The sequence below is a fragment of the Paenarthrobacter aurescens genome, from assembly GCF_041549525.1.
Classification (GTDB): Bacteria; Actinomycetota; Actinomycetes; order Actinomycetales; family Micrococcaceae; genus Arthrobacter; species Arthrobacter aurescens.
This window is the reverse complement of the sequence record NZ_CP157456.1, coordinates 1,870,603-1,886,175: the sequence shown is the minus strand read 5'-3', so window position 1 is coordinate 1,886,175 and position 15,573 is coordinate 1,870,603. Positions and strand designations below refer to the sequence as shown.

11 protein-coding genes are annotated in these 15,573 nt (G+C 62.3%); 1 reads left to right on the top strand and 10 read right to left on the bottom strand.

The annotated features are described in order from the left end of the window. Window positions 1-74 precede the first annotated feature (74 nt). On the top strand, window positions 75-680 hold the full coding sequence (locus tag ABI796_RS08755) for an ANTAR domain-containing response regulator (protein ID WP_141282080.1): 606 nt from the start codon (window positions 75-77) through the stop codon (window positions 678-680). 91 nt (window positions 681-771) lie between these two features. Here ABI796_RS08755 and pyk read toward each other — a convergent pair whose 3' ends face one another. The 10 genes from pyk to ABI796_RS08705 form a co-directional block, all read right to left on the bottom strand. Continuing rightward, a complete protein-coding gene (pyk, locus tag ABI796_RS08750; protein ID WP_141282078.1) occupies window positions 772-2,265 on the bottom strand; it encodes a pyruvate kinase in 1,494 nt (497 codons plus the stop codon). 54 nt (window positions 2,266-2,319) lie between these two features. Beyond that, window positions 2,320-3,777, bottom strand: a complete 1,458-nt coding sequence (locus tag ABI796_RS08745) for a glutamate synthase subunit beta (protein WP_141282076.1) — start codon at window positions 3,775-3,777, stop codon at window positions 2,320-2,322. Continuing rightward, a complete protein-coding gene (gltB, locus tag ABI796_RS08740; RefSeq protein ID WP_141282074.1) occupies window positions 3,770-8,383 on the bottom strand; it encodes a glutamate synthase large subunit in 4,614 nt (1,537 codons plus the stop codon). Before gltB ends, ABI796_RS08745 begins: the two co-directional genes overlap by 8 nt. A 259-nt stretch (window positions 8,384-8,642) precedes the next feature. Continuing rightward, window positions 8,643-9,797, bottom strand: a complete 1,155-nt coding sequence (gene lgt, locus ABI796_RS08735) for a prolipoprotein diacylglyceryl transferase (protein WP_141282072.1) — start codon at window positions 9,795-9,797, stop codon at window positions 8,643-8,645. A gap of 21 nt (window positions 9,798-9,818) precedes the next feature. Beyond that, window positions 9,819-10,631: a tryptophan synthase subunit alpha gene (gene trpA, locus ABI796_RS08730; protein ID WP_141282070.1), complete on the bottom strand. Its 813-nt coding sequence runs from the start codon at window positions 10,629-10,631 to the stop codon at window positions 9,819-9,821. Further along, window positions 10,631-12,007, bottom strand: coding sequence for a tryptophan synthase subunit beta (trpB, locus tag ABI796_RS08725; RefSeq protein ID WP_141282068.1), 1,377 nt, complete (start codon window positions 12,005-12,007; stop codon window positions 10,631-10,633). Before trpB ends, trpA begins: the two co-directional genes overlap by 1 nt. A 114-nt stretch (window positions 12,008-12,121) precedes the next feature. Continuing rightward, complete coding sequence (trpC, locus tag ABI796_RS08720; protein ID WP_174754480.1) at window positions 12,122-12,940, bottom strand: indole-3-glycerol phosphate synthase TrpC; 819 nt, start codon at window positions 12,938-12,940, stop codon at window positions 12,122-12,124. Between the two features lie 2 nt (window positions 12,941-12,942). Further along, complete coding sequence (locus ABI796_RS08715) at window positions 12,943-13,215, bottom strand: HGxxPAAW family protein (RefSeq protein ID WP_141282064.1); 273 nt, start codon at window positions 13,213-13,215, stop codon at window positions 12,943-12,945. A gap of 131 nt (window positions 13,216-13,346) precedes the next feature. Then, window positions 13,347-13,952 carry a Trp biosynthesis-associated membrane protein gene (locus ABI796_RS08710; RefSeq protein ID WP_141282062.1) on the bottom strand — a complete coding sequence of 202 codons (606 nt, stop codon included), beginning with the start codon at window positions 13,950-13,952 and terminating at the stop codon, window positions 13,347-13,349. Next, window positions 13,949-15,532, bottom strand: coding sequence for an anthranilate synthase component I (locus tag ABI796_RS08705; protein ID WP_141282060.1), 1,584 nt, complete (start codon window positions 15,530-15,532; stop codon window positions 13,949-13,951). Before ABI796_RS08705 ends, ABI796_RS08710 begins: the two co-directional genes overlap by 4 nt. Window positions 15,533-15,573: the final 41 nt, after the last annotated feature.

Below are 15,573 nucleotides of genomic sequence, written 5' to 3'. Positions count from 1 at the left end.
TGCAACAAAACCTGCCATCAAAGAGTCCACACTAAGATGGACATGAACCCGCCGAACCTTTTCAAGGAGATCCCGTGACCGAACAGACGGAGTCCACGTCTACTAGCCAGCCGGCCCGACGCGTTGTCGTTGCCGAGGATGAGACCCTCATCCGCTTGGACATTATCGAGATCCTGAAGGGCGAAGGGTACGACGTCGTCGGCGAGGCTGACAACGGCGAGAAGGCCGTGCAGTTGGCTGAAGAATTGAAGCCTGACCTGGTGCTCATGGATGTCAAGATGCCTGTCATGGACGGCATTTCTGCAGCTGAGAAGATCGTCAAGGCCCGCATCGCCCCTGTTGTGCTGCTGACCGCTTTCAGCCAGAAGGAACTGGTGGAGCGCGCACGCGACGCCGGCGCCATGGCGTACGTCGTCAAGCCGTTCTCCCCCGCGGACCTGATCCCGGCCATCGAGATTGCCCTGTCCCGCCATGAGGAGATTAAGGCGCTCGAGAACGAGGTTTCGGACCTCCAGGAGCAGTTCGCTACGCGCAAGCTTGTAGAGCGCGCCAAGAGCCTTCTGACCACCAAGATGGGCCTGACGGAGCCGGAAGCTTTCCGCTGGATCCAGAAGACCTCCATGGACCGCCGCCTCAGCATGCGTGAGGTTGCGGAGACCATCATCAACCAGGTCAACTAGCTCAAAGCAACGCACGACGGTCAAAACCCAAAGCCGACAAGCAAAAGCGGGCCCCGCCATAAGGCGGGACCCGCTTTTCACAGCCGAAGAACTAGCTCTTGGCCTTGGACTTCTTTTCAGGCCACGGGCCAACAGGTTCCTTGCGTGAACCGTCGTCGGTCTTGGAGGTATCGGCGAGGTCGCCTACCTTGTGGACCTTCAGCGAGTTGGTGGAACCGGCCTGTCCTGGAGGGGAACCGGCAGCGATGACAACAAGGTCGCCTTCGTCCACGAGGTCCATTTCCAGGAGGCTCTTGTCCACCTGTGCGGTCATCTCGTCGGTGTGGCCCACGGAGGGAACCAGAACCGGCTGGATGCCCCAGGTGAGAGCCAGCTGGTTCCAGACGTGCTCCACCGGGGTGAAGGCGAACACCGGCTTGACGGGGCGCAGACGTGAGAGGCGTCGTGCCGAGTCACCGGACTGGGTGAAGGTACAGATGTACTTCGCGTCCAGCTGGTCGGCGATTTCGACGGCGGCACGGGTGATGGCGCCACCACGGGTCTTGGGCTTGGTGCCCAGCGGGGGTACGCGCTCAAGACCGTGAACTTCGGTGGATTCGATGATCCGGGCCATGACCTTGACGGTCTCGATGGGGTACTGGCCCACGGAGGTTTCACCGGAGAGCATTACTGCATCGGCGCCGTCGAGCACTGCGTTGGCGCAGTCGGAAGCCTCGGCGCGGGTGGGGCGCGGGTTGTCGATCATGGATTCGAGGACCTGGGTGGCCACGATGACCGGTTTGGCCCAGCGGCGTGCCAGTTCAATGGCGCGCTTCTGGACGATCGGCACCTCTTCGAGCGGCAGTTCAACGCCGAGGTCGCCACGGGCAACCATGATGGCATCGAAGGCGTCGATGATTTCGTGGAGCTGCTCCACTGCCTGCGGCTTTTCGATCTTGGCGATCACCGGCACGCGGCGGCCTTCTTCGTCCATGATCTCGTGGACGCGCTTGATGTCTGAGGCATCGCGCACGAACGAGAGGGCGATGAGGTCGGCGCCACGCTTGAGCGCCCAACGGAGGTCGTCCTCGTCTTTTTCGCTCAAGGCGGGGACGTTGACGGCAACACCGGGCAGGTTGATGCCCTTGTTGTTGGAGACCTTGCCGCCAACTGTCACGGTGGCAACTACCTTGACGTCGTCAACCTCGATGGCGCGCATGGCCACCTTGCCGTCGTCGATGAGCAGGGCGTCGCCCACATTGACGTCTTCTGTGAGGCTCTTGAGCGTGGTGGAGCAGATGTCCTTGGTGCCGGGGACGTCTTCGGTGGTGATGGTGAAGGTGTCGCCGACGGCCAGTTCGTGCGGGCCGTCAACAAAGCGGCCAAGACGGATCTTGGGGCCTTGGAGGTCGGCCATGATGGCCACCGGCTTGCCCAGCTGGGCCGCAGCCTTGCGGACGTTTTCGTAGGTGATGTCATGCACGGAGTAGTCGCCGTGGCTCATGTTCATGCGAGCAACGTCGACGCCGGCCTCCAGCACCGCGAGGGTGTTTTCGAAGCTGGAGATAGCCGGGCCGAAAGTTGCCACAATTTTCGCGCGTCTCATATACCTACCCTAAGTAGTCATGCTGATTGAGTAAAAGAAGTGTTCCTGCCGGCGCTATAAGACCGCTATCGCCCGGTCGGTGGGGGCGACCGGTGCCGGGAGGATGGTGCTTCCCATCAGGAACCTGTCCACTGCAGCCGCGCACGCACGGCCTTCCGCAATGGCCCACACAATCAGTGACTGGCCACGTCCGGCATCGCCGGCAACAAACACGCCCTCGGTGTTTGTCATGTAGTAGCCGTCGCGGGCTACGTTGCCCCGACCGTCGAATTCTGCACTGACTTGCTCCGTGATACCCGCCGGCTCAGCACCGGTAAAGCCAAGGCTCAAGAACACAAGGTCAGCTGGAATGACTCGTTCTGTACCGGCTTTGGGAAGGCGTTTGCCGTCCACGAACTCGGTTTCAGCAACTTTGACGCCGGTGAGCTTGCCGTTTTCTCCAACAAACTCAACCGTTGATGCAAGGTAGGTACGCTCGCCGCCCTCTTCGTGGGCGCTGGCGACCTCAAACAGGGTGGGGAACGTGGGCCACGGCTGGTGGGTGGCACGCTCGGCAGGGGGCTGCTTGCCAATTGCGAGCGTGGTCACCGATGCTGCCTGGTGGCGGTGGGCGGTTCCGATGCAGTCAGCACCGGTATCGCCACCACCAAGGATGACAACGTGCTTGCCGCGGGCATCGATGTGGTTTTCGGGGTTCTCCCCCGCCACCTTGCGGTTGGACGGTACCAGGTAGTCCATGGCGAAGTGGACGCCCTCGAGGTCCCGGCCGGGGATGGGCAGGTCACGCGGAACGGTAGCACCGGTGGCTACCACAACGGCGTCGTAACGGCGGCGGAGCTGCTCCCAAGTGACATCCGTACCAACAGCAACGCCGGTCCGGAAGCGCGTGCCTTCGGCCTTCATCTGCTCAAGGCGGCGGTCAACCTGTTCCTTCTCCATCTTGAAGTCCGGGATGCCGTAGCGGAGCAGGCCGCCAATTTTGTCGTCGCGCTCATACACTGCAACGGTGTGGCCCACGCGGGTCAGCTGCTGTGCCACGGCCAGGCCGGCAGGACCGGAACCAACCACGGCCACCGTCTTGCCGGTGAGGCGGGTCGGCGGCAAAGGCTGGACCCAGTCGTTGTCGAAGGCCTGGTCAATGATGGAGACCTCAACCTGCTTGATGGTCACCGCAGGCTGGTTGATGCCCAGCACACAGGATGCCTCGCAGGGTGCAGGGCACAGACGGCCGGTGAACTCCGGGAAGTTGTTCGTAGCGTGAAGGCGCTCAATGGCTTCTTCACCCTTGTCCCGCCACACGAGATCGTTCCACTCGGGAATGAGGTTCCCCAGCGGGCAGCCCTGGTGACAGAACGGAACACCGCAGTCCATGCAGCGGCCGGCCTGGCTCTTCAGGACGCCCTTTTCCTGGGCTTCGTACACTTCTTTCCAGTCCATGATGCGGACAGGAACGGGACGGCGTGGCTGCGTTTCGCGCTGCCGGACTTTCAGAAATCCGCGTGGATCAGCCACCGGTTACCTCCAGGATTCGAGACCATACTTCTTCGCCATCGGGGTCAAGGCCCTCTTCGATCGCGTTGAGACGGGTTTGCAGGACTGCGGCGTAATCGCGCGGCAGTACTTTGGTGATGCGGGCGGCGGTGTCGTCGAAGTTCTCGAGCAGACGGCCGGCCAGGACGGATTCGGTTTCCTCAACGTGCTTGGTGAGCAGGCCGTGGACAATGTCGCGGTCCTCGGCGTCGAGCTCCAGGAGCTGGAGTTCGCCGGTGTCGAGGGCAAGCTTGTTCACACGCTCGGGCTGCAGGTCCAGGACATAGGCGGTACCACCGGACATGCCGGCGCCGAAGTTACGGCCCGTGCGGCCGATGATCAGTGTTTGGCCACCGGTCATGTACTCGCACCCGTGATCGCCAATACCTTCGACGACGGCGGTAGCGCCGGAGTTACGCACCAGGAAGCGTTCACCAACCTGGCCGCGGAGGAACATTTCACCGCTGGTGGCACCGTAACCAATGACGTTGCCGGCAATGACGTTCCGCTCAGCCTGGAACACGTTGGTGCGGTCCGGGCGGACAATGATCCGTCCGCCGGAAAGGCCCTTACCCACGTAGTCGTTGGAGTCACCGAACATGCGCAGCGTGATGCCGGCAGGCAGGAACGCACCAAGCGACTGACCAGCGGTGCCGTTAAGAGTGACGTCGATCGTGTCCGTCGCCAGCACATCCACGCCGAACGTCTTGGTCACCACGTGGCCCAGCATCGTGCCCACGGAGCGGTCCGTGTTGATGACGTCCAGGGTGATCTTGACCGGCATGCGGTCGCTGAGAGCTTCCTGGGCCATGGTGATGAGCCGCTGGTCAAAGTGCTTGTCCAGCTCGTGGTTCTGGCCGGTCATGTTGCGCAGCGGCACGTCGTCGTCGAACTCCAGCCCGTGCAGGATGGGATCCAGGTCCAGCCCTTCGGCCTTCCAGTGGTTGATCGCTTCACGGGTATCCAGGACCTCGGCGTGGCCGATTGCTTCCTCGAGGCTGCGGAAACCGAGTTCGGCAAGGATTTCGCGGACTTCTTCTGCGAGGAATTCGAAGAAGTTGACCACAAATTCGGGCTTGCCGTTGAACCGGGAGCGCAGTTCCGGGTTCTGCGTGGCAACACCAACGGGGCAGGTGTCCAAGTGGCAGACGCGCATCATGATGCAGCCCGAAACCACCAGCGGAGCAGTCGCGAAACCGTATTCTTCGCCACCAAGCAGCGCAGCAATGACAACGTCGCGACCGGTCTTGAGCTGGCCGTCAACCTGAACCACCACACGGTCACGCAGACCGTTGAGCATCAGGGTCTGCTGGGTCTCGGCAAGGCCGAGTTCCCACGGCACACCCGCGTGCTTGAGCGAGTTCAGCGGCGAGGCGCCGGTACCGCCGTCGTGACCTGAAACAAGCACGACGTCGGCCTTCGCCTTGGTCACACCGGAGGCCACCGTGCCGATCCCGACTTCCGAAACCAGCTTCACATGGACACGGGCCGAAGGGTTGGCGCGCTTGGCATCATAGATGAGCTGCGCCAGGTCCTCGATCGAGTAGATGTCGTGGTGCGGGGGCGGGGAAATAAGTCCGACGCCGGGGGTTGAGTGACGCGTCCGGGCCACCCACGGGTAGACCTTCTGCGCCATCAGCTGGCCACCTTCGCCAGGCTTGGCGCCCTGGGCCATCTTGATCTGGATGTCCTCGGCGTTGGTCAAGTACAGGCTGGTCACACCGAAACGGCCGGAAGCGATCTGCTTGATGGCAGAGCGGCGCTCCGGATCCAGCAAACGGTCCACGTCCTCGCCACCTTCACCGGTGTTGGACTTTCCGCCCAAACGGTTCATGGCAATTGCGAGGGTCTCGTGCGCTTCCTTGGAAATGGAGCCGTAGCTCATGGCACCGGTGGAGAAACGCTTGACGATGCTGGAGACGGGCTCCACTTCCTCCAGCGGAACAGCCGGACGGACACCGTCCTTGAACTTGAGCAGCCCGCGCAGGGTCATCAGGTTCTCGGACTGGTCATCAATGCCCTTGGTGTAGGACTTGAAGATGTCGTACCGGCGTTCGCGCGTTGCGTGCTGCAGGCGGAAGACCGTCTCCGGGTTGAACAGGTGCGGTTCGCCGTCACGGCGCCACTGGTACTCGCCACCGCCCAGGAGCGGCTGGTGCGGGTGCTCGATGCCACCTTCGGGGTAGGCCATCTGGTGGCGCGCCGAAACTTCGGCGGCAATAACGTCCAAGCCAACGCCGCCCAACTGGGAGTGTGTGCCGGAGAAGAACTCGTCAACCAGTTCCTGGGACAGGCCCAGTGCTTCGAAGGTCTGGGCTCCCGTGTAGGAAGCCACAGTGGAGATGCCCATCTTGGACATGATCTTCAGGACACCCTTGCCGAGGCCCTTGATGAGGTTGTAAACGCCGTCTTCGGCAGTGACGCCTGTGACGTCGCCGTTGGAGATCAGCTGTTCCACCGATTCCATGGCCAGGTACGGGTTGACAGCAGAAGCGCCGTAACCGATGAGCACTGCCACATGGTGCGTCTCACGGACGTCGCCGGCCTCAACCACCAGGGCGGTCTTGGTGCGGTTGGCGCTGCGGAGCAAGTGGTGGTGAACGGCGCTGACCAGAAGGAGCGAAGGAATCGGAGCCCACTGCGCATTCGAGTCGCGGTCGGAGAGCACAACATACTGAACGCCGCGGTTGATGGCACCGGAAACCTGCTCGCAGATCTCGGTCAAGCGCGCACGCAGTGCCGCTTCCCCGCCCTCGGGGCGGTAAAGGCCACGAACCTTCATGGCGATGCGGTCGCCGTCGGGGGTTTCAATGTTGGCGATCTTGGCCAGCTGATCGTTGTTGATCACCGGGAACGGCAGGGAGATCTGCGGCTGGCGGACCTGCTTGCCGTCCAAAAGGTTGCCGTTGGGACCAATGGCGCACTTCAGGGAGGTCACCAGTTCTTCGCGGATGGCATCCAGCGGCGGGTTGGTGACCTGGGCGAAGGACTGCACAAAGTAGTCGAACAGCAGGCGCGGGCGCTTGGAGAGCACCGCTACAGGAGTGTCCGAACCCATGGCACCCAGCGGCTCTGCACCGGTGCGGGACATCGGCCCCAGGAGGATCTTCAGCTCTTCGGTGGTGTAGCCGAAGGTCCGCTGACGGATGTTCACTGATGCCGCAGTGTGAACCACGTGCTCGCGCTCGGGGAGCTCATTGATGTCGATCAGGTTGTCCTTGAGCCACTCGGCCCAAGGGTTTGCAGCGGCCACCTCGGCCTTGACCTCGGCGTCGTCAATGATGCGGCCGGCTTCGGTGTCCACCAGGAACATCTTTCCCGGGGCAACGCGGCCCTTCTTGACGATGTTGGAAGGCTCAACCTCGATCACGCCAACCTCGGAGGCGAAGATGATGAGGCCGTCTTCGGTGATCCAGTAGCGTCCCGGCCGCAGGCCGTTGCGGTCCAGGGTGGCGCCAACGAGGCTGCCGTCAGTGAAGGAAACAGCGGCAGGACCATCCCAGGGCTCCATGAGCAGGGAGTGGTACTCGTAGAACGCACGGCGTGCGGGATCCATGGTGGCGTGGTTCTCCCACGCTTCCGGGATCATCATCATGATGGAGTGCGTGATGGGACGGCCGGACAGCCAGAGGAGTTCGGCAACTTCATCGAAGGACGCTGAGTCCGAGGCACCGGGGGTACAGATCGGGTACAGCTCTTCGGGGACCGAACCAAGCAGCGGACTGGCCAGCTGCGACTGACGTGCACGCATCCAGTTACGGTTGCCCTTGACCGTGTTGATCTCACCGTTGTGGGCGATGGTGCGGAAAGGCTGCGCCAACGGCCAGGACGGGAACGTGTTGGTGGAGAAGCGCGAGTGGACGATTGCGAGCTTCGTCTTGAACCGCTTGTCCGAGAGGTCCGGGTAGAACGGCTCCAACTGCGCGGTAGTCAGCATGCCCTTGTACACAATGGTGCGCGAGGACAGCGACGGGAAGTACACGCCGAACTTGTTCTGGGCACGCTTGCGGATACGCCAGGCGCGGGAGTCGAGCTCGTTGGCTTCAAGCTGCTCACCGGTAGCGGAGGCAAAGAACGGCTGCGAGAAGTAAGGCATGCAGGCCCGCGCCATGGCGCCGACGAGGTCGGCCACTACTGGAACCTCGCGCCAGCCCAGGACCGTCAGGCCCTCATCAGCTGCAAGTGCTTCAATGCCGGCCTTTGCCGTTTCTGCTTCACGGGACTCCGCAGGAAGGAAGGCGGTGCCCACCACGTACTGGCCCGGAGCAGGCAATTCGAATTCTGTGACGGCCCGGAAGAACTCGTCCGGAACCTGCATCAGCAGGCCCGCACCGTCCCCGGTACCTTCGTCGGCGCCCACGGCGCCGCGGTGTTCGAGATTGCGGAGAGCAGTCAGAGCCGCCTCCACGATGTCGTATCCCGGTTCCCCGCGGAGCGTGGCAATAATAGCCAGGCCGCAGGCGTCCTTCTCCTTGTCAGGGTTGTAAAGACCCTGAGCCTCCGGGAGCGCGGCAAAGCGCTTGAACGGAGACATGGCACCCTGAGGTTCGATTTTTTCGGACCAACCGGGGTTATGAAGATGGGTCATGGGAGACGTCCTTCCTCGAGATCGTGCGTATGGAAGGGACAACGTTGGCCCCACCTTGCCTGCCCTGTGACGGGCACAACAAAGCGCTAGTAATTGGAATTGTAGGCCAGCCGATCCAGCGCAACGAACAGTTACGCAGACCTCTGGCCCCGGCTTGACCAGTGAACATCGGTATGCTGCGATCCGGTTTCCGGGGTGCCACGACGCTGTGGACTGGGCCCTACGAGCGGTGACTCTGTTGCCCCTTTACCGAACGCGACTACTTGGTGTCGTCTGCCTTCGGCGTGGATTCGGGGGCCTTCCTTGCGGCAGGTTCAGCAGAAATGGAATCCGTGGAGGACACGCTGTCCTTTTCCGGCTTCCCTGCTGTTTCCTGCGGCTCGTCAACGTGGCCCGAATCGCTTTGGTTATCAGGGAGATTACCACGCGAACCAGTATCTGAGACAGATGCGTCCACATCATGACTGGTGACGCTGGTCACCGAGGCAGGCACTTTTTCCTGGGTTCCTTCCGGCTCGCGCCCCGCCAAATAAGGAGTGTCAGGGACCGGGCGGCCCTTCATGCCGAGGAGGAAGAAGACAGCCAGCGCTGCGATGAAGACGAAGATGCTGGTCCAAACATTGAGCCTTGTGGTGATGCCAAACAGGGTGATCTGTTCGGCATCATCGATGCGCAGTGCCTCAATCCAGACGCGGCCCAGGGTGTAGTACACGGCGTAGAGCCAGAAGAGCCGGCCCCAACGGAAGTTGAACTTCTTGTCCAGCAGCAAAAGGATGGCCACGCCTGCGAGGTTCCACAGCATCTCGTAAAGGAACGTGGGGTGGAAGAGCGTGCCGGCAGCCATGTCCGGCGGGAAGTTGGCGTTGGCGGGATCAATCTCAAGTCCCCAGGGCAAAGTAGTTGGCGCGCCGAAGAGTTCCTGGTTGAACCAGTTCCCCAAGCGTCCAATCGCCTGAGCGAGCAAGAGGCCAGGAGCTGCCGCATCGAGGAACGCTGTCAGCTTCAGACCGGCGCGCCGGCAACCAATCCATGCGCCCACGGCGCCGAGGATTACCGCACCCCAAATACCCAGACCGCCGCGTTGGATCTGCGGAATCAGCGAGAGATCGCCGGTGCCGTCAAAACCGGGCCCGAAGTACGCATCCGGAGAAGAGAACACATGATAGAGCCGGCCGCCGATGATGCCGAAGGGAATCGCCCAGATTGCGATGTCCCAGAGGCTTCCTTCGGGCGCCCCGCGCCGCTTCCAACGGGCCGACGTAAGCCACAAACCAATGATGATGCCCGCCAGGATGCAGAGGGCGTAGGCGTGGATGCGCAACGTCCCCCACGGCAGCGGAATGTCGAAACCGGACCACGAGGGGCTCGGGATACTCAAGGGGACCATTGCCGCAGCGTGGAGGACGGTCTGCATTCGCTTCGCTGTTTCCTTTTCCTAGGCTTCTGCAGCTGCGCGGCCCAGGCCGGCGCTGAGGTTCTTGGTGAGTTGTCCGACGGCGTCCACGCCGCCATCGCGGAGTGCTGCCACCAAAGCGGTGCCCACGATCACGCCGTCCGCATAGGCGGCGATCTCACGGACGTGATCCGGATTGGAGACGCCCAAACCGACGCACACCCGCTCGGCGCCGGCAGCATGGGCGCGGGCAACTACATCCTCTGCAAGGCTGCTGACGGAGGTACGCGTTCCGGTAACACCCATGATGGACACTGCGTACACAAATCCGCGGCTTGCCTTGACCGTCATATCCAGGCGCTCCGGTGTGGAGGAGGGTGCCACAAGGAACACCCGGTCCAGCCCGTACCTGTCAGAAGCTTCGAACCATTCATGAGCCTCGTCAGGAACCAGGTCCGGCGTGATGAGCCCAGCTCCCCCGGCCTCGGCCAGGCGGCGGGCAAACTCGTCAACGCCCATGCGCATCACAGGGTTCCAGTACGTCATCACCAACACGGCTGCGTCGGTGGCGGCGGTGATTCCGGCAACCACATCGAAGACGTTGGCTACGCGGAATCCGTTGGAGATCGCTTCGGTGGTTGCGGCTTGAATCACAGGGCCATCCATGACGGGGTCCGAGTACGGGATGCCGATTTCGATCAGGTCAGCACCGTTACGGGCAAGAGCTATGCCGGCCTCGATGCTCTCCTGGACCGTGGGGTATCCCGCGGGAAGGTAACCAACCAGCGCGGCGCGGCCTTCGGCTTTGGCGCGGTCAATGGCGGCGGCGGATTTGCTGGCGAATTCTTCAGTCATCAGTTCTGGTCCTCGTTGACATCCACGGCTGCTTCATTGGTGCGCTCCGTTGGGCCCTTGGGCTTCCGCGTGGACAGGGTGGTGCCCTTGACGTGCCCTTCCTCGTCCAACATGTTGAACCAGGCAGCGGCGGTTTCCACGTCCTTGTCCCCACGCCCGGACAGGTTGACGATCACCGTGACGTCCGAGGGGGTCTCCTTGCCCTCCGTGAGTCGGTGACCAATCTTGATGGCACCTGCCAGAGCGTGCGAGGACTCGATGGCCGGGATGATGCCCTCGGTCCGGCACAGGAGGCTGAACGCATCCATGGCCTCGGTGTCCGTTACGGCCTCATACGTGACGCGGCCAATGTCAGCCAGGTAGGAGTGCTCCGGACCAACGCTGGGGTAGTCCAAACCGGCAGAAATGGAGTGCGACTCAATGGTCTGGCCGTCTTCGTCCTGCATCAGGTATGAACGGGCACCGTGAAGTACGCCGGGCCTGCCCAGGGAAATGGCCGCTGCGTGTCGGCCTGTCTCAACACCTTCACCGCCGGCTTCGAAGCCGTAGATCTTCACTGAGGCGTCATCAAGGAATGCGTGGAAAAGGCCGATCGCGTTGGAGCCTCCACCGATGCAGGCAGCAATGGCATCGGGAAGTTTCCCGGTCTGCTCCAGGATCTGGCTCCGCGCCTCTTCACCAATGACCTCGTGGAAATAACGGACCATTGCCGGGAACGGATGCGCGCCCGCTGCGGTACCCAGCAGATAGTGGGTGTGCTCCACATTGGAGACCCAGTCCCGAAGGGCGTCGTTGATGGCGTCCTTGAGGGTCTGCGAACCGTTGGTCACGGGAACCACCGTTGCGCCGAGCAATTGCATACGGGCCACGTTCAGGGCCTGTCGCCTGCAGTCCTCGGCACCCATGTAAACCACACACTCCAGGCCCAGCAGGGCTGCCGCTGTGGCGCTGGCAACGCCGTGCTGGCCTGCGCCGGTCTCGGCGATGACGCGGGTCTTGCCCATGCGCTTGGCAAGGAGTGCCTGGCCCAGGACGTTGTTGATCTTGTGGGAACCGGTGTGGTTGAGGTCCTCACGCTTGAGGAAGATACGCGCACCACCGGCATGCTCCGAGAAGCGCTTGGCTTCAGTCAGAAGCGAAGGCCTGCCGGAGTAGTTCTTGTTGAGGTCCTTGAGCTGAGCGATGAAATCGGGGTCAGCCTTGGCCTTCTCAAAAGTGTCCTGGACTTCGTCAAGGGCGGCGATGAGCGACTCGGGCATCCAGCGTCCGCCATAGCTGCCAAAGTAGGGCCCCGATGCATTCCGCAGCGAAGGGCCACCTTGGAGGAATGCGTCTGCCGCATTCTCTTCTGAGCCGGCTGTTGGCGCGTCGACCATCAGTCTCACCGTCCTGTTCCAGTTAGTTCATTGGGTAGTTCCACGTGCCACAAGGCAGCCGCAGGCTAATGCCAGGGCTGCCTTGCAACTATTCGCCGTGAGTCAGTTACTGCCTCAGTTCCTGACGGCGATGGCGGCAGCTCCGGCTGCCTTGAATTCGGTGATGCGTTCTTGCGGGGTGGAGTCGCTGACCAGCGCCTCCCCCACCAGAATGGCGTTCGCTCCACCCGAGGCGTAGTGCGAGACGTCCTCGGGTCCCCTGACACCGGACTCGGCCACAATCACGGCCTCAGCCGGAATCAAGCCGGCCAGCGAGCCGAAAACGGAGCGATCGACGTCGAGCGTTTTGAGGTTGCGCACATTGATGCCAATGATCCTGGCTTCCGCGGCAACGGCCCGTTCGATTTCTTCTTCAGTGTGCGTCTCCACCAACACGTTCATGCCCAGCTCGTGGCTCAGAGCACTGAAGTCAGCAAGCTCGGAGTCGGACAATGCCGCCACGATCAGCAGGATCAGGTCCGCGCCGTGTGCACGGGCTTCGAAGATCTGGTATTCGTCAACGGTGAAGTCCTTGCGCAGCAAGGGCGTTTCGACGGCGGCACGCACTGCGTCCAGATCCGCCAGCGAGCCGCCAAAGCGGCGCTGTTCGGTGAGGACACTGATGACCGAAGCTCCGCCGTCGGCATACTGCACTGCAAGGGAAGCGGGATCGGCAATCGAGGCGAGGTCGCCCTTGGAGGGGCTGCGACGCTTGATTTCTGCGATGACTTTGAGGTCGTTGCGGATGGACGACGGGCCACCCAAGGCTGCCCATGCATCGCGCGCTGGAGCAGCGTTTGCGGCGCGCTCCTTCAGCTCCACCAGTGACACGAGGCCGCGGCGGGCCTCCATGTCCTCCTTGACTCCAACAATGATGTCATCAAGAACGGTCACGATTAGTGGCCGTTGTTCTGCAGCTTGCTGCCGCCAACTCCGTAGCCTGCCTTGCGCATGACGAAGCCCACGATCAGGCCGATAACCATGACCACCAGACCGCCAACGAAGATCGGGGTGCTGGCGATGACGAAGGCGATGGAGGAAATGAGGGCGCCGACCAGCATCACAAGTACGCAGGTCCAGGCAGCCGGGCTGTTTCCGTGACCGATGGCATCAGCGTGGCTGGCCATTTTGGATTCAGCTTGGTTTGCGGACACTGTGGTTTTGCTCATGTGAAATCTCCTCAGGATGAATACTGCTTACATTCTGCCATTTATTGACCGGTGCCGGGACATCGGCGGACGTCAGGACAGGTGGTGTCGGCTTTGTTGCACCGGACTGCCCGGAAGCTGCATGCCTGTGCCTACGTGGGGTCTTCACCGCGCGAGAGGCTGTCCCAGCTGTCGATCTCGTCCACGGGTTCGTTGCTGCTCTTCCTGCCACGGACCCCGGCGTCATACTTGGTCCGCGAGGTCCAGTGACGTCCGGCCAACGGCAGGACAATGGCGCAAACCGCCAGAAGTGCCCCGGCAACGATGGCCAGCACCGGGAACACAGTTGCCGTGGCATCTGCCTGCCCGCCCGAGACCCCGGTGGCCGCAGCGATGGAACCCTGTGCGGCGCCCAACGGATCAAGGATCACGGTGACTGCCGCGACGATGATCCCGGCAGCGGACAAGGCAATAAGGAAGGCGGTGATCCAGCGCGCGATCCTGCCTGCTATGGAAGCTGCCAAACCACCCGCCAAAGCCACCACCGCCAAAGCAGTCACCGCCGTGGCAGCCTTGCTTCCCTGAACATGGAGATCGCTGTTGGAAGCACCCGTGGGATCCAACCGGACGTCGATCCAGGTTTGAGTGGTGGCTCCGAACACGGCCAGCGCGAGGATGGTGGTGGCCAGAACCACAGTGGACTTTCGGGCCCAACGCGGGGACCGCTTGACCGAAGGCACTGATGATGCCGTACTCATGAGGCCGACGTTCCGTCGTCCGGCGCGTCCGCCTTCAGGACGGTGTTGGCGGAGATGTTCTGCAGCGACCCTGCCGTGTGGACAGCCCGAAGTGGCGCGGCGGCCTTGTTCACAGTCTCCAGCGCTTCTGCGGGCTTGTGCGAATCGGCCACAATTCCACCGCCTGCCTGGACGTAGGCGCGGCCTTCACGGAGCAGGGCGGACCTGATGGCAATAGCCATGTCCATGTCGCCGGCGAAATCCAGGTACCCCACCACTCCACCGTAGATGCCGCGCCGGTGCGGTTCGAGTTCATCGAGCAGCCGCAGGGCACGCGGTTTGGGAGCACCGGACAGCGTGCCTGCAGGGAAGGTGGCTTTGAGGACGTCGTAGGCCTTGGCGTGCGGGGCGAGCTCGCCAACCACCGTGGACACCAGGTGCATGATGTGGCTGAACCGCTCCACCTCCATGAACTGCGTGACATCCACGGTTCCTGCCACGCAAACCTTGGAGAGGTCGTTGCGTGAGAGGTCAACGAGCATCAGGTGCTCGGCGCGCTCTTTCTGGTCCGCCAGCAGTTCCGTGGCCAGGGCCTTGTCCGCCTCAACAGTCTTGCCGCGGGGGCGCGATCCGGCGATCGGGTGGGTAATGACTTCCTGTCCGGTGACGGTCACCAAAGCTTCCGGCGAGGAACCCACAATCGAGTACTCGCGGCCGTCCGCATCCTCAAGGCTGAAGAGATACATGTACGGGCTGGGGTTGGTGTTACGCAGGACGCGGTACACATCCAACGGGTCCGCCGCGCACTCCATCTCGAATCGCCGGGAGATCACCACCTGGAAAACTTCGCCGTCCACGATGGCTTCCTTGCCGCGGTCTATTGCCTCCAAGTACTTGGCCTCGTCCCAGCGTTCCTGGACGCTTGAAGCGAAGTCCAGTGCGGCGGTCTCCAGTACAGAGACAGGCTGGGCAACAGGGGTGCTGATCTGCTCTAACAAAGCCTTCACACGGGCCACGGCATCATGCCAGGCGTCGTCCACACGCTCGGTGCTGTCATCGAAGTTGATGGCGTTGGCGATCAGCAGGACGGTCCCATCCACGTTGTCGTGCACCGCCATGTCGGTGACCAGGTTCAACGCCATCTCCGGCAGTTGGAGGTCATCCTCGGGCGGAGACGTCAGGCGTTCCCAGTGACGCACGGCTTCCCAGCCAAGAAAACCAACCAAGCCGGAAGTGAACGGGGGCAGGCCTTCAAAGCGATCCGTCTGCAGCGCAGCAATGGTCTCGCGCACAGCATCAACCGGGTTTCCGGAAACCGGGACACCCACAGGAGGCTGGCCGATCCAGTGGGCTTCGCCGTCTTTGGTGGTCAGCGTGGCCCGTGACTTCGAACCGATGAAGGAGTAGCGGGACCAGGCGCCGCCAACCGCTGCTGATTCGAGCAGGAAAGTGCCCGGCTGCCCCTTGGCCAGCTTGCGGTACAGGCCGATGGGAGTCTCGGCATCAGCCAAAACTTTGAGTCGGACAGGGATGACACGGCTGTGGACGGCGAGTTCGCGGAACTCTTCCAGGCCCGGGCTAATGATTCCAAGGTCCTGCATGGCTATGTTCTCCGCCTTATTGTCTGAGGTGGTGCGTCGGT